The sequence below is a fragment of the Trebonia sp. genome (assembly GCF_049794275.1).
Classification (GTDB): domain Bacteria; phylum Actinomycetota; class Actinomycetes; order Streptosporangiales; family Streptosporangiaceae; genus Trebonia.
In genome coordinates this window covers 1-1590 of sequence record NZ_JBARCR010000614.1, presented here as the reverse complement: position 1 = coordinate 1590, position 1590 = coordinate 1, and the positions used below count along the sequence as shown (strand labels likewise).

The following is a 1590-nucleotide window of genomic DNA, read 5'->3' as shown; positions in this document are numbered from 1 at the left end:
GGTCAGCGGCACGGGCCCGTTGCCGATGTCGGCGACCAGCCGCCCGACGTCGAGGGTGACGTCGCCCGCCAGGATCACCTCCGCGTGCGGATGCGCCCCGCCGCCCGCGGCGCCCTGGGCGTCCAGGGCTCCGCGGGCGGCGACGCGCATCCGCACGCGGAGACGATCCAGGCGGGCGACGTCACCCTCGACGTCGGGCGGCTGGTCGCCGACATCGGCAACGGGCCCGTGCCGCTGACCAGGCTGGAGTTCCTGCTGCTGCGCGAGCTCGCCGAGCACGTGGGGCAGTCGGTGCCCAAGGGCACGCTGCTGGCCACCGTCTGGGGCTACGACTTCGACCCGGGCTCGAACGTGGTGGACGTGTGCGTCCGGCGGCTGCGCTCCAAGCTCGGATTCGACCTGATCAAGACCGTGCGGGGTGAGGGCTATCAGCTCGTCGCCCGGTAGCCTCGTGAGCTCACAGGGCGGCGGGAGCGGCACCCGCTCCCTGGCCCGGGTGCGCCACGCGACCGCGCAGATTCTCGCGCTGCGCTGGCCGTACAGCCCGCTGGCGCTGAACACGAGCTGGGCGGTCTTCTCTGCGCTCAACCTGATCGCGATCTTCTGGTTCGCCAACTGGGAGACGATCCCGTTCCATTTCATCTGGATCAGCCTGACGGTGCTCTACGGCTTCCAGCCGTGGCGGGCCGCGCCGACCATGTGGGTACTCGGCGCGGTCATGCTGACCACCGTCGCCGGCATCGGCCTCGACGTGTGGCGCGGCTCTGAGCCGCCTGCGGAGCTGACCGAGGTGCCGCTGATGGCCGCGGTGTTTGTCGCCATGGCGTGGCACGCCCACCGCAGGCAGGCGGCCGACCGGGCGACCCGGTCGCTCAGCGAGGAGAACGGCCGGCTGCTCGCCACCCAGCAGCGGTTCCTCCAAGACGCCGCGCACCAGCTGCGGACGCCGATCACGATCGCGCTCGGCCACGCCGAGCTGCTGGCCGGCGATCTCACCGGCCAGCAGCAAGACCAGGACATCCAGGTCGTGATCGGCGAGCTCAGCCGGCTGCGCAGGATCGCGGAGCGGCTGCTCCTCATCGCTGCGGCCGGCGACCCGGGGTTCCTGCACGCCGAGGTCGTCGCGCTCGACCGGCTGATCATGGAGCTGATCAGGCGGTGGCGGCCGACCGCCGACCGGAGCTGGCAGCTCGGCCGGCTCGACCCGGTGACGGTACGGGCGGACAGGGAGCGGCTGGGCCTGGCTCTCGACGCACTCCTCGAGAACGCGGTGCGGCATACCGTGACCGGCAATGTCATACAGTTGTCGGTCATCAGGGGCTGGCCCGGCATGCCAGTGCGCATCATCGTCGCGGATGGCGGCAGCGGCATTCCCGAGGACCGGCTGCACCTCATCTTCGACCGGTTCCGCACCGGCGACGACCACGAGTCACGGGGAACCGGACTGGGGCTTCCCCTCGTCCGCGCGGTAGCCCGCGCGCACGGCGGCGACGTGACGGTCCGCAGCAAGCCCGGCTCGGGCAGCGAATTCGAGCTGACCTTGCCGGCGCCGCCCAGCGGGCGGCCGGAGCTGCCGGCCGGTTCCGGCGC

2 protein-coding genes are annotated in these 1590 nt (G+C 72.2%); both read left to right on the top strand.

Going from position 1 to position 1590, the window contains the following annotated elements:
- Positions 1-447: winged helix-turn-helix domain-containing protein (locus tag WA805_RS16525; RefSeq protein ID WP_425242779.1), on the top strand; the 447-nt coding region annotated here is incomplete at its 5' end.
- Positions 448-451: 4 nt separating this feature from the next.
- Positions 452-1590: sensor histidine kinase (locus WA805_RS16520; protein WP_425242778.1), on the top strand; the 1139-nt coding region annotated here is incomplete at its 3' end.